Genomic DNA, 22,763 nt, shown 5'->3' with positions numbered 1-22,763 from the left:
TCTTTATCTCCCATTAAGCCTAACGAACCGTTTAGAGCGGCCTTGGCCCAACCGGAGGCGGGTTGCCGTGCACCGCTGCCGCGCATAGCGTCAGCCGTCTTTTCCGCTCAGCAACAAGGTTAGAAAATCCATGTCCGAAACAGCCAGGTCACGCGCGGCCTCCCTTGCCCATCTGCGTCGCGACGGACTTGCCAAAGGCGATCCGATCCCTTTGCCCCTGACCATGGCCGCCATTTTCCACAACCCGGGCGACGGCGCCGGCTACAGTCAATATGGCCGTTACAGCAACGCCACCTGGGACGCGGTCGAGCACATGCTGGCGCATCTGGAAGACGCGCCTTGCGTCGGCTTTCCCTCGGGAATGGCGGCGATCTCGGCGGTGTTCTTTGGCCTGCTGAAAACAGGCGACCGCGTGCTTTTGCCTTCGGACGGCTATCACGCCACACGGGCGCTGGCTGAGCGTTTCCTCAAACCGTTCGGCATCACCTATGATCTCAGGCCGACATCGGCCTTTCTCGACGGCGGCTTCGACGGCTATCGCCTTGTCTATGTGGAGACCCCGTCAAATCCGCGACTGGACATCTGCGACATCACAGCCGTCGCCGAGGCTGCCCACAGGGCGGGCGCGATCGTTGTCGTCGACAATACGACGATGACGCCGTTCGGCCAGCGCCCGCTCGATCTCGGCGCCGACATTGTCGTTGCCGCCGACACCAAGGCGGCCAATGGTCATTCCGACGTGCTGTTCGGCCACGTCGCCAGCCGCAATCCCGACATCATCGCCGCCGTCACCGGCTGGCGCGAGACCGCCGGCGGCATTCCCGGGCCGTTCGAGGCCTGGCTGGTGCATCGCGGCCTGGAGACGCTGGACGTACGTTTCGACCGCATGTGCACTTCCGCCGAGGTGATCGCGAAGCGCCTTAGAAACCATCACGCGGTGAGCGGCCTGCGTTATCCCGGCCTGGAAGGGGACCCGTCGCACAATCTCGCCCGCGCCCAGATGGAGCGCTTCGGCTTCCTCGTCTCCTTCGAAGTCGCCTCCGAGGACAAGGCCGAGGATTTCATCAACAACTGCACACTGATGCAGGCGGCGACCTCGTTCGGCGGCGTCCACACGTCCGCCGAACGGCGGGCCAAGCGAGGCGACGCTGTTCCGCCAGGCTTCGTGCGCCTGTCGGTGGGTTGCGAGCCGGTGGAAGAACTCTGGCAGGCGATCGAGGCATCGCTGGACAAGATCGGGGCTTGAATCAACAGGCGCGCCCGAGGGCGCAACCTGCTGATCTCAAAAGATTTTCGATATTGTGGAGAATTGCCAGCTGGCCTGTAAGCCGGGTTTTGTATGGCCCTCGCCCCTTGCGGGACGAGAACGTGGCGGCCATTCATCTTGGGCGCATGTTGCCATGCGCCTCACGCAACCTACCCGGACGGTGAGCCGGAAACAGCCCTCGAAGGTTTCCCCTCGCACCGTCCCTATTCGGTCTTGCTCCCGGTGGGGTTTACCGTGCCGCTCCTGTTGCCAGTCGCGCGGTGGGCTCTTACCCCACCCTTTCACCCTTACCCCGATAAATCGTGGCGGTTTGCTTTCTGTGGCACTTTCCCTGGGGTCGCCCCCGCCGGCCATTAACCGGCACCGTGTTCCCATGGAGCCCGGACTTTCCTCACCCGCAGCCTTTCGGCTTTGCGGGTGCGGCCGCCCGGCCAGCTGGCAGAGCGTATAAAGGGGTTCACGTTCCAAAACGCAAATGAAAAAGCAGACTTATGCCGGAGATCCAAGGGCTGCCATCTGCACCTTGACCTTGCCGCAATAGGCGGCCGACACCGGGTTCATCCGCGTCGCGGCATGGCCGGCATTGTATTTCAGGATTGTGCCGCAGGTCGTGCCGCCGCCGAGGTTGCGCGCCATGGCGAGATACTTCATGCCGTATTTGATGTTGGTGTCGGGATCGAACAGACCCTTGGTCGATCCGCTGTAGCCCATCATCCGCGCCGTTGCCGGCTTGATCTGCATCAGGCCGATCTCGCCGGCGCTGCCAACGATGTTCGGCCGGTAGTTGCTCTCGATCTTGATGACCGCCTTGGCCAGCGATACCGGCACGCCTTCGGCCGCCGCATAGCGGGCAATGATCGCCGAATATTGGCCGCCGAGGGCGGCCGCCGCCGTCGATTCCGCTGCGGTGCTTGGACCGATCGACGCGGTCGTCGTCAGGTCGACGCTTTTCCTGCCGCGCTTCAGATGCCTTTTGGCCGTCGCTTTTCTGGCCTTCACCACCGCTGCTTTCTGCACTTTTGCGGTGGTTGCCCTTTTTGCTTTTGGGTTCGCTTTCGTCATGGCGGTTTTGGCGGGTGCGGTGAAGAAGCCCTGGTCTGCCCTCTGGCTCAGTGGCGCGGCATCGGCCGCGCTGAAGGCAAAAGTCATCACGCCGGCAGTTATAGCTGCCGTTACAACGGTCAATTTCTGCATGTGGTCCTGTTCTGTCTGGGCCGCGCGAAGATCTTCACGCAGCAACGCCTAATCAATATCGGGACTTCCGGGGGGATGAAGGCCTGATAACTTGCACGAACTGCCTTTGAGGGCCGAATTGGTGTCGAACAAGGCGAGGCAATTCACTTTGAGTGACAGGCTGTAACTTAAAGAACCTGGGAAAGACTATTTGGACGAGACTGCCCTAAGGGAAGTCAGCAGGCTTTGGAGCGTGCGGATCGTCGAGCCGTCGGCGATGCCATCCACCAGGCGTGGCCGGAAATGCCGCTGAAACGCTTCGACGACGATTTCGGTCTGGCGGTCGAAGACACCGGATATCTCCACGCCATAGCCATAGAGCGCCAGCATTGACTGCAGCGCCTCGACCTCGGCGCCGGTATCGCTCGCTTTCAGCGCCGCGCCGCGCCGGATCGGGGCCGCAGGCACGAGATGGCCGACCCCGGCCGCAAACAGCGCCTTCCAGGGGAATTTCTCGCCCGGGTCGATCTTGCGCCCCGGCGCGATGTCGGAATGGGCGAGCACGCGTTGAGCAGCGATGGAATGCCGCCCGATTATCCCTTTGCAGAGGCCGATCACCGCCTCGATCTGCCTCTTGGGAAAGGTCGAATAACCGAGCGCATGGCCGGGATTGACGATTTCGATGCCGACCGAGCAGGAGTTGATGTCGGTGCGCCCGAACCATGAACTTGCGCCGGCATGCCAGGCGCGGTCGCTCTCGCGCACCATCTGGATGATGCGGCCATCTTCGTGGACCAGGTAGTGCGACGAGACTTCGCTGGCGGGGTCGCACAGCCAGGCTTCGGCGGCAGCACCCGTCGCCATGCCGGTATAGTGCAGCACGATCATGTCGGGCGTGAGCGTCTCGCGCCGCGGGCCGAAATTCGGCGATACCCTGACCTCGGCGCCTGGCTCGTCGGGCAGGAAGCCGCTCATGCGTGCCTGAGGCCCCGCTCGATCATCTCGTAGGCGGCGTTGATCGCCGCAACCCTTGTCGTCGCGATCTTGATGAACTCCTGAGGCAGGCCGCGCGCAATCAGTCGGTCCGGATGGTTGTCGGAGACCAGCTTGCGATACCGCTTCCTGACCTCTTCGAACGGCTTGCCGCGCTCGATGCCGAGCACGACATACGGATCGCCGGCGCCGAGATTGACGTGCCTGGCCATGATCGCTTCGTAGTGCGCCTCGTCGATGCGGAATATTTCGGCAATGCGATGCAGGAAGATGCCCTCGCGCTCATGCACCACTCCGTCGGCCTTGGCGATGTGGAACAGGCCGTCGAGTATGTCTTCCAGCATCATGCAGTTGGAATGACCCGAACCGCACATCCGCGCCATCTGCTCTGCATAGGTCTCGAACCCGGCAACGTCGCGCTTGGCCAGATCGTAGAGCCGCGCCACATTGCGGGTCTGGTCCCTCGGCACCTCGAAGATTTCCTGGAACGCACGCACCTCGTTCTGGGTGACGATGCCGTCGGCCTTGGCCATCTTGGCCGACAGCGCAATCATCGCCACCGAGAAGGCAACCTGCTTGCGCAGTTCGGCGTCACCGGAGAAAACAGTACGCACGGCCTCGACCACGTCGGCAACGCCGGAAGTGGCTGAAGAAGAAACGCGGGTGATGAACTCGCCGAGGCGATCCCAAATCGACATCAGCGCTTATTAGGGCCGCCGGCCACCGCTATCAAGCCAAGACAGTGCCGCAGGGTGGATCGATTTACGCAAACGACCGACGCCCCAGACCGCAAATCACAGGAATTAGCCGATCGTAACCCAAGAAACCGCCCAGCGTGGCCCTCAACGCAGGAAGGCCGGCGCGAAGCCGGCCTCCTCTCCCGTCACATCAAAGTGACCGAGACTGCTGCTACTGCGCGGGGGCGGCAGGAGCAGGTGTTGCCGGAGCCGGTTCTGCGGGCTTCGGGGTATCAGGGTTTGCCGGCTGCATCGGCTGCTCCGCGGCCGGCGGATTGGTGCTCTGGGTGGTGGTGTTATCGGTGCCACTGTCGCTGCAGGCGGCAACGCCGAGCAGGGCCAGAGCGGAAACGGAAGCAAGAATGAGCTTTTTCATGACATCTCTCCTTCAACACGCGCTCACGTTCCGGTGAACGGTCGAAGAGGAAATGCATCAGACGGCCATGAGTTTCGTAACGTTGCGTTTCCTGATGTAACATCCAGAGCGGTGATTGCAGGCAGAGCGATGGCACACTAACAGTCTGAAACCAAATGCAATGCCGGAGCTCTGCGTGGACAAGAAATGGGACTTCTGGATCGACCGCGGCGGCACCTTTACCGACGTGATCGGCCGCGACCCGGAAGGCGGGTTGCATCCCAGGAAACTCCTGTCGGAAAACCCCGAGGCCTACCCCGACGCGGCCATAGCCGGAATCCGCGAGTTGCTCGACCTGAAATCTGGCGCCGCCATTCCGTCCGGCCTGATCGGCGACATCAAGATGGGCACCACCGTCGCCACCAACGCGCTTCTAGAGCGCAAGGGCGACCGCGTGCTGCTGCTCATCACCAAGGGCTTTCGCGATGCGCTGAAGATCGCCTACCAGGCGCGGCCCGACATCTTTGCCAAGGAGATCATCCTTCCCGAACAGCTTTATGAGCGGGTCATCGAGATCAACGAGCGTGTGCGCGCCAATGGCGATGTCGAGCGCCTGCTCGACATCGCCGCCTGCCGTCCCGCCATCGAACAGGCCCGCGCCGACGGCATCGATGCGGTGGCCATTGTCTTCATGCATGCCTGGAAATATCCCGACCACGAGAAGGCTGTGGCGAAAGTCTGCCGCAAGATCGGCTTTTCGCAGATTTCGGTCAGCCACGAGGTCTCGCCGCTGATCAAGCTGGTCGGCCGCGGCGACACCACCGTGGTCGATGCCTATCTGTCGCCGATCCTGTCGCGCTATGTGCAAAGGGTGGCGGGCGAGCTGGGCGTCCTCTCCCCCCTTGAGGGGGGTGAGGAGCGGTCGGCCGAAGGCCGAGAAAAAGCCAACGATTTGGCTTTTTCAGCGACGAACGCCCGGAGCCATGGCGAAGGGCAGTCGGCAAAGCGGCCAGAGGGGGTCCTCTCAGAAGGCACCGCCGGTGAGTCGAATCCAATCGATCCGACCCCACCCGGCGGCTCCGCCGCCACCCTCCCCTCGAGGGGGAGGGAAAGCCCTCGGCTGATGTTCATGATGTCGTCGGGCGGGCTCACCGCTGCCGACATGTTCCAGGGTAAGGATGCGCTGTTGTCCGGCCCGGCCGGCGGTGTCGTCGGCATGGTCGAGACGGCGAAGCTCGCCGGCTTCGAGAAAGTCATCGGCTTCGACATGGGCGGCACCTCCACCGACGTTGCCCATTATGACGGCGAGTATGAGCGCGCCTTCGACACCGAGGTCGCCGGCGTGCGCATCCGTGCGCCGATGATGCGCATCCATACCGTGGCCGCCGGCGGCGGCTCGATCCTGCATTACGAAGCCGGCCGCTTCCGCGCCGGGCCGGATTCCGCCGGCGCCAATCCCGGACCTGCTGCCTATAGGCGCGGTGGCCCGCTTGCCGTCACAGACGCCAATGTCATGCTCGGCAAATTGCAGCCCGATTTCTTCCCGGCGATTTTCGGCCCCGGCCAGGACCAGCCGCTGGATGTGACCGCGGTACGGAAGAAATTTGCAGCGCTCGCCGCCGAAATCGGCGATGGCCGCACGCCGGAAGCCGTCGCCGAAGGTTTTGTCACCATCGCTGTCGAAAACATGGCCAACGCCATCAAAAAAATCTCCGTCCAGCGCGGCTACGACGTCACCGAATATCTCCTGAACTGTTTTGGCGGCGCCGGCGGCCAGCATGCCTGCCTGGTTGCCGACGCATTAGGCATGGAGGCGGTGCTGATCCATCCCTTCTCCGGCCTGCTGTCGGCCTATGGCATCGGCCTGTCGTCCGTTTTCGCGTCGCGCCAGCAGGCGCTGCTCAAGCCGCTTGCCGATGAGTCCAGGGCCGAGATCGGCAGCCTCATTGCCACGTTGAAAAAGGCCGTCATCGCCGAACTCGCCGCGCAAGGCATCGGCGAGGACAAGGTTGCCGCAAGGCCGGTGCTTCACATTCGCTATGACGGCACCGACACGACGCTGCCGGTGAATTTCGAGCAGGACTCGATCTTCCAGGCCAGGCGCGATTTCGAAATCGCTCACAAGGCGCAGTTCGGTTTCGTCTATGACGACAAGCCGATGATCGTCGAAACCGTCGGCGTCGAAGGCACCGAGATCGTCGAGACCAGGGCCGAGGCCTATACGCCTGCCGGACCTGCAAGAGTTGAAGCCGGCGCGTCAGGAACGCGGCGCATCTACACCGAAGGCCGATGGCACGAGGCCGGCATCCACCGCCGCGAAAATCTGCGCCCCTCCAATCTGGTCCCAGGCCCCGCCCTGATCATCGAGCCGAACCAGACCATCGTCGTCGAGCCGGGCTGGCGCGCCGAAATCACCAATCTCAATCACGTGGTGATCCGCCGCACGGAACGGAAAGTGCGCACGGCTGCCCTCGGCACCGAGGCCGATCCAGTGATGCTGGAGGTCTTCAACAACCTTTTCATGTCGATCGCCGAACAGATGGGCGTCACGCTGCAGAACACCGCCTATTCCGTCAACATCAAGGAAAGGCTGGACTTTTCCTGCGCCGTTTTCGACCGCCACGGCGCGCTGGTCGCCAACGCCCCGCACATGCCGGTGCATCTCGGCTCTATGGATCGCTCGGTCGAAACCATCATCCGGCTGAACTCCGGCGACATCCACCCCGGCGACGTCTTTGCGCTGAACGCACCCTACAATGGCGGTACGCATCTGCCTGATATCACCGTGGTGACGCCGGTATTCGATGACACCAAGAAGGAAATCCTGTTCTGGGCCGCCTCGCGCGGCCATCATGCCGACATTGGCGGCACCGCCCCCGGCTCGATGACGCCGCTTGCCACCACGGTCGACGAGGAAGGCGTGCTGTTCGACAATTTCCGTGTCGTCGATCGCGGAAAATTCCGCGAGGCGGAGCTGCAGACGCTGCTCACCGACCATACCTACCCCGCCCGCAACCCACATCAAAACGTCGCCGACCTCAAGGCGCAGATCGCCGCCAATGAAAAGGGCGTGGCGGAACTGCGCAAGATGGTCGCGCATTTCGGTCTCGATGTCGTCGAAGCCTATATGGGCCATGTCCAGGACAATGCCGCCGAAAGCGTGCGCCGCGTGCTGGAGCGGCTGCCCGACAGTTCGCAGTATGAATACCCGACCGACACCGGCCAGGTGATCAAGGTGAAGATCACGGTCGACCGACAAAAACGCGAGGCGACTGTCGACTTCACCGGGACATCGAAGGTCGAGAAGAACAACTTCAACGCGCCAGAGCCCGTCGCTCGCGCGGCTGTGCTCTATGCCTTCCGTGTCATGGTCGAGGACATGATCCCGATGAATGCCGGGTGCCTGCGGCCAATCAACATCATCATCCCCGACGGTTCGATGCTGAAGCCCGCCTACCCCGCCGCCGTCGTCGCCGGCAATGTCGAGACCTCGCAGCATGTCACCAACGCGCTGTTCGGCGCGATGGGCGCGATGGCCAATGCGCAAGGCACGATGAACAACCTGACCTTCGGCAACAAGCAGTATCAGTATTACGAGACCATCTGCTCCGGCTCGCCGGCCGGGCAGATGAACTCCGGCCGTGGCTTTGCCGGCACCTCCGGCGTCCACACCCACATGACCAATTCGCGCCTCACCGATCCGGAGGTGCTGGAACTGCGCTTTCCCGTCCTGCTCGAGGATTTCCACATCCGCCAGGGATCCGGCGGCAAGGGTAAATGGAGCGCTGGCGACGGCACAAAGCGCACCATCCGCTTCCTCGAAAAGATGGAATGCGCCATCCTGTCCTCGCACCGCAATCGCCCGCCGCAAGGCCTCGACGGCGGCGGCGATGGCGAAGTGGGCTCAACCAAAGTCCGCCGCAACGACGGCACGATCGATGTGCTGAAGGCTTGCGACCAGACCGTGCTCGACGCCGGTGACGCCGTCATCCTGACGACACCGACGCCGGGCGGGTATGGCCAAGATTAATGCACATCGCCCAAAAATTGTTCATCCGTTTCGGGAAAACGACTTGCGTCAAAACAACAGCGTGAAGCGTCAACAGCCTGTCACTGGCCTGTCATGACGCTGCGCTACCCGCTTGCGCCAAAGCAAATGGGGAATCATTAGCCATGACGGACGTCTCCGCAGATCTGGTCTTTCGCCGTGGCAAGGAAGTTGGAAAAGCCGTCTACCAGAACCGCCCGCTGTCGAAGGCCGGCCTTTCCGAGCGGCTGTTTGCGCTTCTGTTTTCCGGCCTCGTCTATCCGCAGATCTGGGAAGACCCCGAAGTCGACATGGAGGCCATGCAGCTTGGCCAGGGCCACCGCGTCGTCACCATCGCCTCCGGCGGCTGCAACATCCTGGCCTATCTGACCCGGTCGCCTGAGCGCGTCGACGCGGTCGATCTCAACGCCGCCCACATCGCCCTGAACCGGATGAAGCTGGAGGCGGTGCGGCATTTGCCTTCGCAGGGCGATCTGTTCCGCTTCTTCGGCGCCGCCGACACCAGCCACAATTCGGAGGCCTATGACCGCTTCATCGCGCCGCATCTCGATCCGGTGAGCCGCCATTATTGGGAGCGCCGCAACTGGCGCGGCCGCCGCCGCATCACCGTCTTCGACCGCAATTTCTACCAGACCGGCCTGCTCGGCCTGTTCATCGCCATGGGCCATCGCACCGCCAAATTCTTCGGCGTCGATCCCGCCGCCATCATGGCGTCGAAGAGCATCGCCGACCAGCGCCGCTTCTTCAACGAAGAGCTGGCGCCGGTCTTCGACAAGAAGCTCTTGCGCTGGGCGACATCTCGCAAGGCCTCGCTGTTCGGTCTCGGCATTCCGCCGGCGCAGTACGATTCGCTGATCACCTCGGGCGACGGCTCAATGGCCAGCGTGCTGAAGGCACGGCTGGAAAAGCTCGCTTGCGATTTTCCGTTGAAGAACAACTACTTCGCCTGGCAGGCCTTTGCCCGCCGCTATCCCAATCCGGGCGAGGCCGCCCTGCCCGCCTATCTCGAAGAGCGCAATTACAGGACGATACGCAACAATGTCGGTCGCGTCGCCATCCACCACGCCAATCTGATCGAATTCCTGGCCGGCAAGGATGCCGGGACGGTCGACCGCTTCATCCTGCTCGACGCGCAGGACTGGATGACGGATGACCAGCTCAACGCGCTGTGGTCGGAGATCACCCGCACCGCTTCGGTCGGCGCCCGCGTCATCTTCCGCACCGCCGCCGAACCCAGCTTGCTGCCCGGCCGCGTCTCCACCTCGCTGCTCGACCAGTGGAACTACGAGGACGAGGCCTCGCGAGACTATTCGGCCCGCGACCGCTCGGCGATCTATGGCGGCTTCCACCTCTATGTGAAGCGCGCGGCATGAGCACGAGCGAGCTGCCGGCCGACCATGCCGAACTGATGGACGGCGTCTATCGCTGGCAGCGCCACATCTACGACCTGACCCGCAAATACTATCTGCTCGGCCGAGACCAGATGATATCGGGGCTGGATGTGCCGACGAAAGGCACAGTGCTCGAACTCGGCTGCGGCACCGGCCGCAACATCGCGCTTGCCGCCCGCCGCTATCCCGACGCCCGTTTCTACGGCCTCGACATTTCGGCCGAGATGCTGGAGACGGCCAGCGCTGCCGTCGCCCGCGAAGGCCTGTCCGGCCGCGTCGTGCTGGCGCGCGGCGACGCCACCGATTTCGACGCCAAGGCGTTGTTCGGCGTCGAGCGCTTCGACCGCATCTTCGTCTCCTACTCGCTGTCGATGATCCCCGGTTGGGAAAAGACGGTTTCAGCAGCCCTCGCGGCACTCGCACCCGGCGGCTCGCTGCATGTCGTCGATTTCGGTCAGCAGGAAGGCCTGCCCAACTGGTTCAGGACATTGCTGCGCGGCTGGCTCAAAAAATTCCACGTCGCGCCGCGTGAATCGTTGCGCGAAGTCTTGGAATCGGAATCTCGGCGAACCGGCGCAAGCTTCCGTTTCCGCACGCTTTATCGCGGTTATGCCTGGCTGGCGGTGATCGCGCAGCCAAGAGGCTAGTGCAGCGCCTTCATCACTGCCCCAAGCATCACCTGCGGCCGGTAGCCAAGCTTGGCCGGGGTCAGCCCCAGCCGCACCACCACTAACTGCTCCGACGGGATGATGGCGACCGTCTGGCCGTCATGGCCCTCCATCCAGTAGGTGTCCTTGGGCAGCCCGGCGGCGACGCCAGCGCCGGGGTTTCCTTCGTCTCCGGGAGCCTCGATCCACAGCTGGCCCTTGCCATAGACTTTCGAGGCTGGCGCCGGTTCGCGCATCCAGTCGACGAAACCGGCCGGCAGGATCTGGTTGCCGTTCCACACACCGCCTTGCAGCAGGAACTGGCCGAAGCGCGCCCAGTCATGCCCCGTGGCATAGAGATAGGACGAGCCAACGAAGGTGCCCTGCTCGTCGGTTTCGAGCACAGCGCTCTGCATACCGAGCGGCGCGAACAACGCGGTGCGCGGCCACGCCAGCGCCTTGGCTTTGTCGCCGATCGCGTCCTGCCATAGCCGCGACAGCATCACCGCAGTGCCGCTCGAATAGGAGAAGACCTTGCCGACTTCGTCTGTCAGCGGCTTGGATTCGGCGAAGCCTGCCATGTCAGGCTCGAGGTAGAGCATGCGCGTTACATCGGCGACGTCGCCATAGTCCTCATTGAATTCCAGCCCGCTCGACATCGCCATCATGTCGGCAAGGCTGATGGCGGCGCGGCCGTCCGGCTTCCAGGGGCCGAACAGGCCCTGATTGGTCACCGCCATCTTGCCGTCCTTGACCAGCGTGCCGACGAGCGCGGCATTGACCGTCTTGGTCATCGACCAGCCGAGCAGCGGCGTTTTCGCCGAAAAGCCGTCGCCATAGCGCTCGGCGACGATGCGGCCATTCTTCACCACCACCACCGCCCGCATGCCGGTTCCGGTCATCCCTGCATCGTCGAGGATCTTGCCGATCTCGGGATTCTGCGAGGCATCGACCCGATCTCCGTCCGGCCACAGATCGCCCTTGGTTGCCGCCGACGCTTCGGCAGGGATTGTCGTGCGCCGTACCTTGCCGACATCACCATCGGGAACCGAGGCGCAACCTAGCCCGTCGCGCGCGACGGCAACGCTCTTGCCGAGGAAGCCAAGCAGCCCGGCCGAGACGGTCCCCCTGTTCTTGTCGATCGACACTTTCATCAGCTTGAGCAGTGGATGGCCGGGCGCCTGCACGTCGATGGCGAGCACCTCATTGGCGTCGCGTCCAGCGATAAAAAGATTCGAGCAGACGATCTTGGCCGAATAGCCCGAACCGACGCGGATCAGTTCGGGCGGCGCGATGTAGAGCCAGGCAAACAGGGCGGCAACCGCCAGCACGACCAGACCGAGCAGCCATTTGATGATCTTCACGACGATCCGCATCTTTTCGTCCCTGCTTTTCCGCTGCCCGGTAGCTTCCGGCTCGATTAATGTCATCGATTTGCCGCCATTGCTTCCGCAAAATCGGTGTTCTTGTCGAGCGCCATCAACCTGTTATCAACCATGATCGGCGATCACTGGTGCATGTCGCCCAAAAGTGCACGGCGGTTTTGGGACAACGACCTGCACGAGAATAGAGAATCAGGCGATGCTGTGGGGCGATCGTCTGGTCTGGTGGGGCCACCCGCAACAACAAAACCCAACAGCGACCGGCTGATTCCGGCTCGGGAAATGCGATGCGCCGTTTCGCGGCCCTCATCACGTTGACGCTGCTGGCCGCCTGCTCGACCGCCGGCGATCTCATGCCGTCGATGTCGCCTTCGAGCAGCCCGACGGTTGCGGTGCGCGCACCGCGCTTCGAAGACTCCAAGCCACATGAATGGGACAGCGGCGCGCCCTGGAATTACGCTGTTCACGGCACCGATGTCTCAAAGTACCAGACGTCTGTCGACTGGCCGACAGCCAAGGCCAGCGGCATCTCCTTCGCCTTCATCAAGGCGACCGAGGGCGGCGATCGTTTCGACGAGTATTTCAACGAGCATTGGGCCCGTACCAAAGCCAATGGCATTCCGCGCGCGGCCTACCACTTCTTCTATTTCTGCACGCCGGCCGCCACCCAGGCGCGCTGGTTCATCGAGAACGTGCCCGTTGACCGCTCGGCCATGCCGCCGGTGCTCGACATGGAATGGAACCCGAAATCGCCGACCTGCCGGCTGCGCCCGGATTCGGCGACGGTGCGGGCGGAGATGACCACCTTCCTCGAAATCGTCGAACGGCACTACGGCAAGAAGCCGATCATCTACACCTCCGTCGATTTCTTCGACGACAATGAGCTCACGAATTTCCGCGGCTATCCCTACTGGCTGCGCTCGGTCGCCGGCCACCCCCGCCAGAAATACGGCAGCCACCCCTTCACCTTCTGGCAATACACCGGAACCGGCATCGTTCCCGGGATGACCGGCAAGTCCGACATCAACGTCTTCAACGGCTCCGAGGCCGCCTGGAAAAAGTGGCTGCGGCAGAACACCCATTGACACCAGCGCAACGGCAGCAAAGCCGCCCGGAAACAGAAGCTACAGCAGAACGCCCGTTGTCGCCGGTGCAACGGCAGCGAAGCCGTCCGAAACAAGTGGCTGCGGCAGAACACCCGTTGACACCGGCTCTGCCGCCTGCTTTTCGACGTCCCATGCGCACCTACTTGCAATCACTGCGATATCCATGCCGGAAACAGTCGAAGAGCCGACTGCGCTCCGGGCTGCTCGCGGTCCTGCTGCTCAGCGCCGTGGCCATGCCGGCGGCGGCGCAGGAATGCGGCGGCGACTTCGAAGCCTGGAAGCAAGGCGTCGCGGCGGAAGCCAAGGCAGCCGGTGTCGGCGCTGTCGGCCTCGACGCGCTGGAAGACGCCGCCATCGACGACAAGGTGCTGGCGCGCGATCGCGCCCAGGGTGTCTTCGCCCAGACCTTCATCCAGTTCTCCAACCGCATGATCTCGGCCTACCGGCTGAAGCAGGGCGCGGCCAATCTGAAGAAATACGCCGACGTCTTTGCCCGCGCCGACCAGCAGTTCGGCGTCCAGGCGCCGATCATCACCGCCTTCTGGGGGCTGGAGACCGATTTCGGCGCCGTGCAGGGCGATTTCCACACGCTGAGCGCCTTGGTGACGCTGTCGCATGACTGCCGCCGCCCGCAGCTGTTTAGGCCGCAACTGGTGCCGCTGTTGATGCTGATCGATCGCGGCGTCGTGCCGGCCGAGGTCACCGGCGCCTGGGCCGGCGAGATTGGCCAGACGCAGATCCTGCCCTCCGACTATCTGGCGCGCGGCGTCGACGGCGACGGCGACGGCATTGTCGACCTCAGGCGCAGCGTGCCCGACGTGATCATGACCACGGCCAGCAAGGTGCTGTCGCGTGGCTGGAAACGCGACCAGCCCTGGATCGAGGAAGTGCGCGTGCCCGAGGACATGCCGTGGGAGCAGACCGGCCGCACCAACAAGCTGCCGCTGTCGCAATGGGCTCAATGGGGCGTCACCAACCCCGACGGCACCCCGCTGATCGACAACGGTCTCAAAGCTGGACTGGCGCTGCCGATGGGCCGCAAGGGCCCGGCCTTCCTCGCCTATGACAATTTCGACGTCTATCTCGAATGGAACCAGTCCTTCACCTACGCGCTGACCGCCGCCAACTTCGCCACCCGGCTGGCAGGCGCAAAGCAGTTCGACCCGCGCACTCCCGAAACCGGGCTCAACGGCGATCAGATGAAGGAATTGCAGACCAAGCTCGAAGCCAAGGGCTATGACGTCGGCACCGTCGATGGCATTCTGGGCACCAACACCCGCGAAGCCATCCGCAAGGAACAGATGCGGCTTGGCCTGCCGGTCGACGGCTGGCCGACTCCGGAGCTGCTGGCGAAGCTGTAGGCGCGGCGTCAACACGTCGGAGGCAGTTTATGGCTCGTTTCGATCCCAAGAACACCTACACGCCGTCTACCACGCCTGCGAAGGCATGGGCCGATATCGAGAGGCTCTACGTCTCACTCACCGAGGACGCGTTCGACCAACAGCCTATGGTAGACCTCGTTCGCCATATCCGCATCGCCTACGCGGAGGGCAGACTTCACGCTTTCACCTCGATGCACACGCTGGTGGTCAGCGTGAACAACCCTATCGAATTCAATCGCGAGAACCTGCGGGTCGACTACCTGCACAACGATGGCAGCTGGGAGTTCAACTACTTTTCCAAACCCTTCAAGCCGGCCGAATTCAGCAGGCGCTATCCTGCGCCATTGGGCATCGAAAAATTTGACAGTTTCGTGCAGATGATCGGCTGGTAGCCAGCGTCTCCACGGATTTCAATCCGCCATCGTCTCCAAACTCGCAAAGCCCTGCGGCGCGTCGCCTTCGTCGAAGGGTGTCGTCACCTCGACGAAAGTGTCGGGGTAGAAGCCGTTGAAGCGGGTCCGCAGCGACAGCGAATAGGCGCCGATATGGCCGATCTCGATCCAGTCGCCGGTGTCTACGGTTTCAGGCAGCCAGAACGGCCGGGACAGAATGTCGACGGAATCGCAGGTCGCGCCGCAGACCTTGAACGGCACGATGTTCTTCTCCTCGCCATTGCGCGAGCGGATCGCCGGATCGGGGATGAAGCGGGCCGGCAGCGTGATCTTGCCGGTCCATGAATCCGACAGAGACGCCCAGATGCCGTCATTGATGTAGAGCCGCTTGCCCTTGCGCAATAGCACCCGCACGATCAGCGACAGGCAGCGTGCCACGATCACCCGGCCGGGCTCGGCCACCAGCGGTATCTGGTCGAACTGGTATTCCCTAAGGTCGCCCGACAGCCGCGACATGATCTGGCCGAGCGACGGCATCTCGATCTGCTTGCGGTTGGGATCATGGCCATATTCGGCGGGAAAACCGCCGCCGACATCGAGACCGGCAACGTCGAAGGTCAGCCGGTTGCGCACCCAGTCGGCCGAGGCCAGCGCCCGCTCATAGGTGTCGGGATCCTCGATCTGGCTGCCGACATGGAAGCATAGTCCGACCTTGTAGCCGGTGCGGTTCAACCGCTCGGCGAGCTCCACCGCATAGGCCGGCCCGGCGCCGAATTTCTTCGACAGTTCGTAGGCCGCCGACCCCTTGGTCTGGATGCGCACGAAGACGCTGATCGCGCCGGGATCGATGTCGAGCGCCCGCACCACGCGCGTCAGCTTGGTGATCTCGTCCTCATGGTCGAGCGAGATGACGCGGATGGCGTATTTCTCCAGCGCCAGCTTGATGTCCGACTGCGCCTTGACCGGATGCATGTAGAGCATCTCGGCGTCGGGTGAGACCGCGCGCACGGCGGCGAACTCGCCGGGCGAAGCGACGTCGAAGGCAGTGACGCCGGCTTCGACCAGCGCCTTCAGCACGATCTGCTCGCCATTGGTCTTGACCGCATAGGCGGTCTTGCCGGGAAACATGCCCATGAATTGCTTGGCATCCGCCTTCAGCACCTGCGGGCGAAAGCAGTAGACCGGGTCGTCCGGACGAAGCGTCAGCGCTGCCTCGCGGGCATTCTCGAATCGCTGCATGGACGAATCCCCTAACTTCTCGGCTGCGCACAATTAATCCAAGCTAGCGGCTAAAGAAAACAATTCTGTGTCTGGCGGGCACTGACGCTTCGGTTAGCGTCGGATCGCGTTTGCCAACGATCAGGTTTCGGGTGGCCCTTGTTGCCGAACGCGATATGCCGTCTGCCTGAGCGGCTGGCATTCATGCCGTCTTGGGGAGGACATTTCACAATGGCAATAGCCACGACGGCCGTGCCGCGCGGACCGATGACGCTCAGGGACTGGGGCCAGCTTCTGCTGCTCGGCGCCATCTGGGGCGGCTCGTTCTTCTTTGCCCGCATCGCCGTTGCCGAGATGCATCCGCTGGTGCTGGTGCTGTTTCGCGTCGCCATCGCGGCCATTGCTCTGCAGCTCTATCTCGCCATTCGCGGCCCGTCCTTCCGCCTCGCTCTGCCGCATACCGGCCTGTTCTTCCTCCTGGCGTTCGCCAACAATGTCGTGCCGTTCTCGCTGATCTTCGCCGGCCAGACCGCGCTCGGCGCCGGCGTCGCCTCGGTGCTCAATGCGACGACGCCGTTCTGGACGCTGATCCTTGCCAACGCGCTGACATCGGACGAAAAGCTGTCCTGGAACAAGCTTGCCGGTATCGGGCTCGGCATTGCCGGAACCGCTGTCATGATCGGCCCCGGCCTGCTTGCCGGGCTCGGCGGTCCGGTCTGGGCGAAGTTCGCACTGATCGGCGCCTCGCTGTCGTACGCCGTCGCGCTGATGATCGCCCGTCGCTTCAAGGGCGTGCCCTCGCCGGTCATCGCCACCGGACAGTTGACGGCGTCGACCATCATCATGATCCCGGTCATGTTGCTCACCTATGGCCCGGCCGGCCTGTTCTCGGCCTCGCCACCGGTCTGGGCGGCGGTGTTTGCGCTGGCGCTGCTCTCCACCGCCTTCGCCTATATCCTCTATTTCAACCTTGTCGCCTCAGCCGGCGCCACCAACGCGTCTCTGGTCACGCTCATCGTCCCGGCCAGCGCCATCCTGCTGGGCTTACTGTTCCTCGGCGAGCGGCTAGCCCTGTTTGAGTTCTGCGGGATGGCGCTGATCGCCTTCGGTCTGGTGACGATCGACGGGCGGCTATTCGGTCGGCGCTAATGCATGTCGCTCAAAAGTGGCCCCGGTTTCACAAAAACAAAGACCTAAAGCGCGTCGCGTGAATCCGCTCAAACGCGACGCGCTTTAGGTCTGGTAGCGCTGCCATGCCACGCTTCCGCCACAGCCCCGTCACAATTTATTCACAGCCCGCCAGCGTTCATTTGCCGAAGAGTTTCAATGCCTAACGCCAAATGGCAGGTCGCAAATTCCACAATTACGTCGCATTGCAGCATATTTTCCGCTTGCCTGTGGCACAAATGACCCTAGACTCCACCCATAGCTCTTTCATAGAGGAGGCTATGACATGGGACTTACGAGGCCAATCAACGCATTGATGATCTGTGCTGCATTCGCATTCATTGGCGCCCTTATCATAGGCGTTCTTCCGTAAACGCCAGAGCGGAAGAAGACAGCACCAAAATAGTCTAAGCTATTCGAAAGGCCGGGTTTTTCGCCCGGCCTTTTGCATTTCAGATCTCAGGCTGCGGCTGATCCGGCCGCCTCCGCCTCGTGCGAGCGGATGCCGATCATGTGGCAGATGGCGAACACCAGGTCGGCCCGGTTCATGGTGTAGAAGTGGAAGTCGCTGACGCCGCGCTCGACCAGGTCTAGCACCTGCTCGGCCGCCACCGCCGACGCCACCAGCGCATGCGTCTGCGGGTCGTTATGCAGCCCTTCGAAACGCTCGGCCAGCCACGCCGGCACCAGCGCGCCGCAGCGTGCCGAGAAATTGGCGACCTGGGTGAAATTGTGCACCGGAAGGATGCCGGGCACGATCGGGATGTAGATGCCGGCGCGCCGTGCCTTCTCGACATAACGCTCGTAGAGATCGTTGTCGAAGAAGAACTGGGTGATTGCCCGTGTCGCGCCATTGTCGGCCTTGCGCTTGAGCATGTCGAAGTCGGTGGCAAAGTCGGGGCTTTCCGGATGCTTTTCCGGATAGGCCGAGACCGAAATATCGAAATCGCCGGCGTCCTTCAGCGCGCCGACCAGTTCGGCGCCATTGGCATAGCCATCGGGATGCGGCCGGTAGGCCGTGCCGACACCCGCCGCCGGATCGCCGCGCAGGGCGACGAAGCGCTTCACGCCCATGTCGGCGAATTCGCGAACCACGGCGTCGACCTCATGGCGCGCGGCGTCGACGCAGGTCATGTGCGCCGCCGGCGTCAGCGTCGTCTCATTGAGGATTCGCTTGACTGTGCGGGCGGTGCGCTCGCGTGTCGAGCCGCCGGCGCCATAGGTCACCGAAACGAATTTCGGCTTCAGCGGCTCCAGCCTGGTGACGGTGTCCCAAAGCCTCGCCTCCATCTCGTCGGTCTTCGGCGGGAAGAACTCGAAGGAGACGCGGACCTTGTCGCCAATGTCGGGACGGCGGGAAAAGCGGAACTGGTTCATCAGGCGATTTCCCTGGTGGGTTGGGTATCATTGGAGGGTTCGGCGATCAGCATGCGGCGGTCGCGGCCGAGCCACAGCTTGACGGTGAGCCTGGCTTCGTTGCCGCCGCGCGGTTCGAATTCCTGGGCATCCTCGAGATCGAGCCCGGCCTCGGCAAACCATTCTGATATCTGCCGGTCGGAAAAGCCCAGCCGGACATGCGCATGCTGATCCCGCAGGAATTCCAGCGCATGCGGCGCGAAGTCGACGATCACCAGCCGGCCCGCCGGGCGCAACAGCCTCGCCGCCTCGCGGATGGCCCGCGCCGGATCGTCGAGATAGTGCAGCACTTGATGGATGGTGACGAGATCGAAGGCGTCGCGCTCGACCGGCGGCGAAAAAATGTCGCCCTGGCGGACCTGCGCATTGGCAATGCCGGCCTTGTCGAGATTGGCGCGCGCCACCGTCAGCATTTCGCGCGACATGTCGATGCCGACGCCACGCCGGTAGAGCGGCGAAAAGATCTCGAGCAGCCGCCCGGTGCCGGTGCCGAGATCGAGCATCGACTGGAACGGCCGCTTGCCGACCAGCTTGAGCAGTGCCGCTTCCACCGCACGGTCCGGCACATGCAGCGAGCGGATGTGATCCCAGCTGGCGGCGTTTTCGGAGAAATATTCGGCGGCGCGATCCTGCCGCTTGCGCTTGACCGACGCCAGCCGCTCAAGATCGCGTTCGACCTGCGGATCGGCGCCGCGAATGCCGGAGACCAGCCGCAGCACGAAATCGCGCGCGGAATCCGTATCCGACAGCCGGAAGAAGGCCCAGGATCCCTCCTGGTAGCGGCCGATCAGTCCGGCTTCCAGCAGAAGCTTCAAATGGCGCGACACCCGCGGCTGCGACTGGCTGAGGATTTCGGTGAGGTCGGACACGGTGAGATCGCCGCGCGACAGCAGCGCCAGGATGCGCAGGCGGCTCGATTCGGCCGCCGCCTTCAACGTATCCACCATTGTATCGAGTGAGACATGCATCAGCGTATTCTCGTTGAAAAGATATAAACATATGTTTATGTCAGCTTTGACGGCATGGCAAGGACTATGTCGCTTCCTGACAAGAAAATGCCGCACGCGTGATCCCCATCGGCGGGAACCGCTTTTCCCTGACGATCGGCTGGAAACTTGTGCTAGGGCGAAAGCCATGTTCGAGACGCGCGACGGCGAAAAGCTCCTGCAGGTCGATCCGGCCGCTATGCCGCCGGATGGCCATGTCGTGTTCATCGGCCGCATCGCCTCGCCATGGACGTCGCGGGAAAGCTGCCCGAAGAACATGCGCGCGGCCCGCGAGACCGGACAGGTGGCGACGATTCTCATCGACCCCGCCTATCGCGACGGCCTGCTTGCCCTGGAGCGCGCCAGCCACATCGTCATCCTGTCCTGGCTGCATCACGCGCCGCGGCGACTGATTGTGCAGAAACCCCGCCATGCGGCTGAACCGAAAGGCGTTTTCTCGCTGCGCTCCCCTGCCCGGCCGAATCCGGTCGGACTGCACATAGCCAAGCTGATCGCCGTCGACATCGATACCGGCCGCATCGACATCGACGCCATCGATGTGCTCGACGGCACGCCGGTGATCGACATCAAACCCTATTTTGCCTCGACCGACGCCTTTGCCGAGGCGACCATTGCCGGGCGCGACGAGAAATGAGCGCGCCCACCGGCCGCCGTCGCGCCATCGCCAAGGCGCTGACCGCGCTGCTGCCGCTGGCGCCCTACGCCGATATGGAGAAAATCCGCGCCGAGGCCGGTGCAGTGCACATGAAGACGCTGCCGCCGAGCATTGCTGTGTGGCTGGCGACGATCGCCCATATCAGGCACGGCCATACCGACTATGAGAAGCTGCTGGCGGAAGGCTACGACCGCGACTCCGCGCGGTTCTTCGTCATCGAGCAGACCAACATGGTGCTGACCCGCTGGCGCGCAACGCGCCTGCTCGATGCCGACGATGAAGAGGAATGATCTCGGCTACTGCCGGCTCAACACCGCAACGGCGTTGTAAGGCTGGCCGTCCGCCTGGCCGACCCATGTCCAGGACAGATTCCCTTTGAAAAACCGAACTGTGATGCCGCCACCGTCGATGCACTTGTCCTGGCCGTAGCTGATGTTTTCCCGGTATTCCGCTGAGCTGTCGTCGCGGGAGATCTGGGTCAGCGATCCTCCGCAACCAAGCGAAGGATAGTCGATCGACGCAGCGCCGTCGCCGATGGTCATGGCGATTGCCCAGTCGGCGCCGGTGGCTCCGGCCGGACTTTGATGACCGCTGCCGGTCCAGACGCCGTTCAGGCCCGCCGCGTTGACCACGCAAGGCACGTTCTGGAAGATCGGCGTCAATTCGCTGCCCGTCTTCTCACAGCGATAGGTCTGGCCGTTCTGGCACAGCGCCTCGCCCTCGCGAGCGCATTGGGCAGATGCGTTTCCCGTTGTGGCGAAAATGACTGTCGCAAAAATGATGGCGCCAAGCCGCTTGCCCATGGTCCCCTCCCGGCAAGACGTCAGCATAAGGCAAATCTAATGCAGCAACCAGCTGCATCGACCGGCAAGCAGAGGCTTTGTCCAAGCCGAATTGAGGGGAGTCCTAGCATGACATCGTCACCTGTCCGGCTGACCGGCGCACCGCTGAGCGCGCAGGACATCACCGCTATTGCCCGCCGCAACGCGCCGGTCGAAATCTCGCCGGAGGTCGACGCTTCGGTCCGTGCCAGCCGTGCGGTGATCGAGCGCCACGCGGCTGAAAATCGTCCGGTCTACGGGTTAACCACCGCGCTCGGTGCAGCCGTCGATACGCCGCTCAGCGAGGCGGATCTGGTCGCCTATCAGCGGCGGGTTTCGCTGGGTCATGCCGTCGGCTTCGGCCCGCCTTTGCCGCAGGAGGCGGTGCGCGCGATGATGGCGGTGCGGATCGGCGGCATGGCCGCCGGCGGCACCGGCATTTCGCCTGCCGTGTTCGAGGGGCTGGTTGCGGCGCTCAACGCCGGCGTGCATCCCGTGGTGCCGTCGCTCGGTTCGCTGGGTGCGGCCGATCTGGCGCCGCTCGCGCATCTGACGCTGGGTCTGCTTGGCCAGGGTGAGGCCGACTATGGCGGCGAGACCGTGCCGGCGGCCGAAGCGCTCAAGCGCGCCGGGCTGAAGCCGCTCGACATCCGCGCCAAGGACGGCCACGCCATCATCGTCGCCAACAGCCTGTCGGTCGCCCAGGCCTGCCTGGCGCTGGAAGACATCGAGCATGCTTTCGCATGGTCGCTGAAAGCGGTCGCTCTGAACTTCGAGGCGTTCCGCGCCAATCTCGGCGCGCTGGACGATTCGGCGATGGCGGCACGGCCCGCCTTTGGCCAGCGCGCGGTGGCGAAGCAATTGCGTGACCTTTTGGCGGGCAGCGCGCTGTTTGCGGAAGGTGCTGCCCGGCGCATCCAGGACCCGCTCAGCCATCGCTGCGTGCCGCAGGTCTGGGGCGCGCTTGCCAATGCCATCGACGAGGCCCGCACGGCCACTGAAATCGAGCTCGCCAGTTCCGGCGACAATCCGGTTGTGCTGACCAGCGAGGACCGGATCGTCTCGCAAGGCAATTTCGACATGACCGCGTTCGTCCTCGCCTGGGAGCGGCTTGGCCAGGCCCTCGCCCACGCTGCGGCAGGTATTGCCAACCGAACGATCAAGCTGATGTCCCCGACTGTGTCGGAGCTGCCGCGTTTCCTCGCGCCGCACGGCCAGAACCGCATCGGCTTTGCCATCCTGCAGAAACCCATTGCCGCGATGGAAGCCGAAATCCGCTTCCTCGCCAACCCGGTGTCGCTGACTCCGATTGCGGTGTCCGACTGGATCGAGGATCAGTCCTCGATGGCGCCGGCCGTGATCGCCAAAACGAACCAGATCGTCGAGCGCTTGCGTTATCTCATCGCCATGGAACTCATCGCTTCGGCCTACGCCGTGGAGATCCGTGGCGTAACGGACCGACTGGGCTGCGGCGCCGATGAGGCCTACAAAGCGGTACGCGAGCGGGTTGCCCCGCTTGAGGAAGACCGGGAGCTGGGCAGCGATGTCGCTGGCATCGCCGCGATGATTGCGGGCAGCCAAGCCGTTGGACAAAAGGACTGATGGA

At 63.3% G+C, this 22,763-nt stretch carries 20 protein-coding genes and 1 other RNA gene; 11 read left to right on the top strand and 10 right to left on the bottom strand.

The window, feature by feature from the left end:
• Positions 1-130: 130 nt before the first annotated feature.
• Positions 131-1,246 (top strand): cystathionine gamma-lyase, encoded by a 1,116-nt coding sequence (locus AC1D1B_RS20455; RefSeq protein WP_477334246.1) that lies wholly within the window; start codon positions 131-133, stop codon positions 1,244-1,246.
• Positions 1,247-1,308: 62 nt separating this feature from the next.
• On the opposite strand, the gene rnpB is transcribed toward AC1D1B_RS20455, so the two are convergent.
• The 5 genes from rnpB to AC1D1B_RS20430 all read right to left on the bottom strand — a co-directional run bounded on the left by rnpB (position 1,309) and on the right by AC1D1B_RS20430 (position 4,546).
• Positions 1,309-1,706: RNase P RNA component class A (gene rnpB / locus AC1D1B_RS20450), an RNA gene on the bottom strand.
• Between the two features lie 50 nt (positions 1,707-1,756).
• Positions 1,757-2,461, bottom strand: a complete 705-nt coding sequence (locus AC1D1B_RS20445; RefSeq protein ID WP_477334245.1) for a lytic transglycosylase domain-containing protein — start codon at positions 2,459-2,461, stop codon at positions 1,757-1,759.
• 186 nt (positions 2,462-2,647) lie between these two features.
• Positions 2,648-3,415: an N-acetylmuramoyl-L-alanine amidase gene (locus AC1D1B_RS20440; protein ID WP_477334244.1), complete on the bottom strand. Its 768-nt coding sequence runs from the start codon at positions 3,413-3,415 to the stop codon at positions 2,648-2,650.
• Positions 3,412-4,131, bottom strand: coding sequence for a TerB family tellurite resistance protein (locus AC1D1B_RS20435; protein WP_477334243.1), 720 nt, complete (start codon positions 4,129-4,131; stop codon positions 3,412-3,414). Before AC1D1B_RS20435 ends, AC1D1B_RS20440 begins: the two co-directional genes overlap by 4 nt.
• Positions 4,132-4,342: 211 nt before the next feature.
• On the bottom strand, positions 4,343-4,546 hold the full coding sequence (locus AC1D1B_RS20430) for a hypothetical protein (RefSeq protein WP_181055739.1): 204 nt from the start codon (positions 4,544-4,546) through the stop codon (positions 4,343-4,345).
• A 175-nt stretch (positions 4,547-4,721) separates the two neighbouring features.
• On the opposite strand from AC1D1B_RS20430, the gene AC1D1B_RS20425 reads away from it, so the two are divergent.
• The 3 genes from AC1D1B_RS20425 to AC1D1B_RS20415 all read left to right on the top strand — a co-directional run bounded on the left by AC1D1B_RS20425 (position 4,722) and on the right by AC1D1B_RS20415 (position 10,611).
• Positions 4,722-8,555, top strand: coding sequence for a hydantoinase B/oxoprolinase family protein (locus AC1D1B_RS20425; RefSeq protein WP_477334242.1), 3,834 nt, complete (start codon positions 4,722-4,724; stop codon positions 8,553-8,555).
• 143 nt (positions 8,556-8,698) lie between these two features.
• Complete coding sequence (locus AC1D1B_RS20420; protein WP_477334241.1) at positions 8,699-9,946, top strand: BtaA family protein; 1,248 nt, start codon at positions 8,699-8,701, stop codon at positions 9,944-9,946.
• Positions 9,943-10,611, top strand: a complete 669-nt coding sequence (locus tag AC1D1B_RS20415) for a class I SAM-dependent methyltransferase (protein WP_477334240.1) — start codon at positions 9,943-9,945, stop codon at positions 10,609-10,611. Before AC1D1B_RS20420 ends, AC1D1B_RS20415 begins: the two co-directional genes overlap by 4 nt.
• Here the strand turns inward: AC1D1B_RS20415 and AC1D1B_RS20410 are convergent.
• The gene (locus AC1D1B_RS20410) at positions 10,608-11,987 is read right to left on the bottom strand and encodes a serine hydrolase domain-containing protein (protein WP_477334239.1); all 1,380 of its coding nucleotides are present in this window, start codon (positions 11,985-11,987) and stop codon (positions 10,608-10,610) included. The genes AC1D1B_RS20415 and AC1D1B_RS20410 overlap by 4 nt on opposite strands.
• A gap of 293 nt (positions 11,988-12,280) precedes the next feature.
• Here AC1D1B_RS20410 and AC1D1B_RS20405 point away from each other — a divergent pair, with 293 nt between their 5' ends.
• The 3 genes from AC1D1B_RS20405 to AC1D1B_RS20395 all read left to right on the top strand — a co-directional run bounded on the left by AC1D1B_RS20405 (position 12,281) and on the right by AC1D1B_RS20395 (position 14,873).
• Complete coding sequence (locus tag AC1D1B_RS20405; protein WP_477334238.1) at positions 12,281-13,078, top strand: glycoside hydrolase family 25 protein; 798 nt, start codon at positions 12,281-12,283, stop codon at positions 13,076-13,078.
• A 254-nt stretch (positions 13,079-13,332) separates the two neighbouring features.
• A complete protein-coding gene (locus tag AC1D1B_RS20400; protein WP_477334864.1) occupies positions 13,333-14,460 on the top strand; it encodes a lytic murein transglycosylase in 1,128 nt (375 codons plus the stop codon).
• A gap of 29 nt (positions 14,461-14,489) precedes the next feature.
• Complete coding sequence (locus tag AC1D1B_RS20395; RefSeq protein ID WP_477334237.1) at positions 14,490-14,873, top strand: hypothetical protein; 384 nt, start codon at positions 14,490-14,492, stop codon at positions 14,871-14,873.
• A gap of 18 nt (positions 14,874-14,891) precedes the next feature.
• On the opposite strand, the gene AC1D1B_RS20390 is transcribed toward AC1D1B_RS20395, so the two are convergent.
• Complete coding sequence (locus tag AC1D1B_RS20390) at positions 14,892-16,112, bottom strand: alanine racemase (RefSeq protein ID WP_477261821.1); 1,221 nt, start codon at positions 16,110-16,112, stop codon at positions 14,892-14,894.
• 210 nt (positions 16,113-16,322) lie between these two features.
• Between AC1D1B_RS20390 and AC1D1B_RS20385 the strand changes: the two genes are divergently transcribed.
• Entirely contained in the window at positions 16,323-17,240 is a 918-nt protein-coding gene (locus AC1D1B_RS20385; protein WP_477334236.1) for a DMT family transporter, read from the top strand.
• 477 nt (positions 17,241-17,717) lie between these two features.
• On the opposite strand, the gene metF is transcribed toward AC1D1B_RS20385, so the two are convergent.
• Positions 17,718-18,635 carry a methylenetetrahydrofolate reductase [NAD(P)H] gene (metF, locus tag AC1D1B_RS20380; protein ID WP_477334235.1) on the bottom strand — a complete coding sequence of 306 codons (918 nt, stop codon included), beginning with the start codon at positions 18,633-18,635 and terminating at the stop codon, positions 17,718-17,720.
• The gene (locus tag AC1D1B_RS20375; protein ID WP_477334234.1) at positions 18,635-19,642 is read right to left on the bottom strand and encodes an ArsR/SmtB family transcription factor; all 1,008 of its coding nucleotides are present in this window, start codon (positions 19,640-19,642) and stop codon (positions 18,635-18,637) included. The genes metF and AC1D1B_RS20375 overlap by 1 nt, the downstream gene beginning before the upstream one ends.
• A gap of 166 nt (positions 19,643-19,808) precedes the next feature.
• On the opposite strand from AC1D1B_RS20375, the gene tsaA reads away from it, so the two are divergent.
• Together tsaA and AC1D1B_RS20365 are read left to right on the top strand one after the other, a co-directional pair.
• Positions 19,809-20,315: a tRNA (N6-threonylcarbamoyladenosine(37)-N6)-methyltransferase TrmO gene (tsaA, locus tag AC1D1B_RS20370; protein WP_477334233.1), complete on the top strand. Its 507-nt coding sequence runs from the start codon at positions 19,809-19,811 to the stop codon at positions 20,313-20,315.
• Positions 20,312-20,626: a DUF2293 domain-containing protein gene (locus AC1D1B_RS20365; RefSeq protein ID WP_203278703.1), complete on the top strand. Its 315-nt coding sequence runs from the start codon at positions 20,312-20,314 to the stop codon at positions 20,624-20,626. Before tsaA ends, AC1D1B_RS20365 begins: the two co-directional genes overlap by 4 nt.
• Positions 20,627-20,632: 6 nt before the next feature.
• Here the strand turns inward: AC1D1B_RS20365 and AC1D1B_RS20360 are convergent, their stop codons facing one another.
• Positions 20,633-21,139, bottom strand: coding sequence for a hypothetical protein (locus AC1D1B_RS20360; RefSeq protein ID WP_477334232.1), 507 nt, complete (start codon positions 21,137-21,139; stop codon positions 20,633-20,635).
• 108 nt (positions 21,140-21,247) lie between these two features.
• Here AC1D1B_RS20360 and AC1D1B_RS20355 point away from each other — a divergent pair, with 108 nt between their 5' ends.
• Positions 21,248-22,759 carry an HAL/PAL/TAL family ammonia-lyase gene (locus AC1D1B_RS20355; protein ID WP_477334231.1) on the top strand — a complete coding sequence of 504 codons (1,512 nt, stop codon included), beginning with the start codon at positions 21,248-21,250 and terminating at the stop codon, positions 22,757-22,759.
• The last annotated feature ends 4 nt before the right edge of the window (positions 22,760-22,763 follow it).

The sequence above is a fragment of the Mesorhizobium sp. P2_C5_2 genome (assembly GCF_056404535.1).
This window is presented reverse-complemented; position numbering and strand designations above follow the sequence as displayed.

Coding starts and splice junctions, on each gene's coding strand:
- AC1D1B_RS20455 (WP_477334246.1), top strand. CDS start 131: ATGTCCGAAACAGCCAGGTCACGCGCGGCCTCCCTTGCCCATCTGCGT.
- AC1D1B_RS20445 (WP_477334245.1), bottom strand. CDS start 2,461: ATGCAGAAATTGACCGTTGTAACGGCAGCTATAACTGCCGGCGTGATG.
- AC1D1B_RS20440 (WP_477334244.1), bottom strand. CDS start 3,415: ATGAGCGGCTTCCTGCCCGACGAGCCAGGCGCCGAGGTCAGGGTATCG.
- AC1D1B_RS20435 (WP_477334243.1), bottom strand. CDS start 4,131: ATGTCGATTTGGGATCGCCTCGGCGAGTTCATCACCCGCGTTTCTTCT.
- AC1D1B_RS20430 (WP_181055739.1), bottom strand. CDS start 4,546: ATGAAAAAGCTCATTCTTGCTTCCGTTTCCGCTCTGGCCCTGCTCGGC.
- AC1D1B_RS20420 (WP_477334241.1), top strand. CDS start 8,699: ATGACGGACGTCTCCGCAGATCTGGTCTTTCGCCGTGGCAAGGAAGTT.
- AC1D1B_RS20415 (WP_477334240.1), top strand. CDS start 9,943: ATGAGCACGAGCGAGCTGCCGGCCGACCATGCCGAACTGATGGACGGC.
- AC1D1B_RS20410 (WP_477334239.1), bottom strand. CDS start 11,987: ATGCGGATCGTCGTGAAGATCATCAAATGGCTGCTCGGTCTGGTCGTG.
- AC1D1B_RS20405 (WP_477334238.1), top strand. CDS start 12,281: ATGCGCCGTTTCGCGGCCCTCATCACGTTGACGCTGCTGGCCGCCTGC.
- AC1D1B_RS20400 (WP_477334864.1), top strand. CDS start 13,333: ATGCCGGCGGCGGCGCAGGAATGCGGCGGCGACTTCGAAGCCTGGAAG.
- AC1D1B_RS20395 (WP_477334237.1), top strand. CDS start 14,490: ATGGCTCGTTTCGATCCCAAGAACACCTACACGCCGTCTACCACGCCT.
- AC1D1B_RS20390 (WP_477261821.1), bottom strand. CDS start 16,112: ATGCAGCGATTCGAGAATGCCCGCGAGGCAGCGCTGACGCTTCGTCCG.
- AC1D1B_RS20385 (WP_477334236.1), top strand. CDS start 16,323: ATGGCAATAGCCACGACGGCCGTGCCGCGCGGACCGATGACGCTCAGG.
- metF (WP_477334235.1), bottom strand. CDS start 18,635: ATGAACCAGTTCCGCTTTTCCCGCCGTCCCGACATTGGCGACAAGGTC.
- AC1D1B_RS20375 (WP_477334234.1), bottom strand. CDS start 19,642: ATGCATGTCTCACTCGATACAATGGTGGATACGTTGAAGGCGGCGGCC.
- tsaA (WP_477334233.1), top strand. CDS start 19,809: ATGTTCGAGACGCGCGACGGCGAAAAGCTCCTGCAGGTCGATCCGGCC.
- AC1D1B_RS20365 (WP_203278703.1), top strand. CDS start 20,312: ATGAGCGCGCCCACCGGCCGCCGTCGCGCCATCGCCAAGGCGCTGACC.
- AC1D1B_RS20360 (WP_477334232.1), bottom strand. CDS start 21,139: ATGGGCAAGCGGCTTGGCGCCATCATTTTTGCGACAGTCATTTTCGCC.
- AC1D1B_RS20355 (WP_477334231.1), top strand. CDS start 21,248: ATGACATCGTCACCTGTCCGGCTGACCGGCGCACCGCTGAGCGCGCAG.